A 586-nucleotide genomic window follows, 5' to 3' on the forward strand; every position below is an offset into this window, starting at 1 on the left:
CTCTTATCTCTTGCGACTCTGGCACCTTAGGTGCCGAGAGCCCGGCGCGGGCGACCGTTCGGCTCTAGGTCTTCTCGATCGCTCTGTAGCAAGGATCTCCGCGCCGGTTTCTCCCTGATCCGCCCGAACAGTTGATCGAGTTGGCGCTCGCACTGATAAGACTGGGCAAGCGGGGGGAGCTCTCGGCCCTGTCAGCCTAGCGGAGTTACCTCATGTTTGGGATCGGGATCGATGTCAGTGGTGAGAATCTGGATGTTGCCGTCCATGAACAGGCCTTTCGCCAGTTCAAGAACAGCAAACGTGGCTGGAATAGCCTGATCCGGTGGTTGCAGCAGTGGCCAGCCAAGCAGGTCGTGCTCGAGGCCAGTGGCGGCTACGAGCAAAAGGCACTGGATGCGCTGCATGAAGCAGGCCTGCCGATGGTACGAATCAATCCTGGCCGTGGCCGCAGCTTTGCCTCAGCCACGGGAAAGCAGGCCAAGACCGATCGTATTGATGCCATGGTGCTGGCCCACATGGCCGATGCCCTAAAGCTGACCCGCTACGTACCGCCAGCGGCTTGGCAGCGCCGTCTGGGGGAGCTGTG

The 586-nt window shown here is 60.9% G+C and carries 1 protein-coding gene; it reads left to right on the top strand.

Annotation, left to right across the window (positions count from 1 at the left end; genetic code table 11):
• Positions 1-212: 212 nt before the first annotated feature.
• Positions 213-586 (top strand): IS110 family transposase (locus AC13GA_RS20525; protein WP_482998845.1); only part of this gene is annotated, 374 nt, incomplete at its 3' end.

The organism is Stenotrophomonas sp. 22DLJC03, from assembly GCF_056861405.1.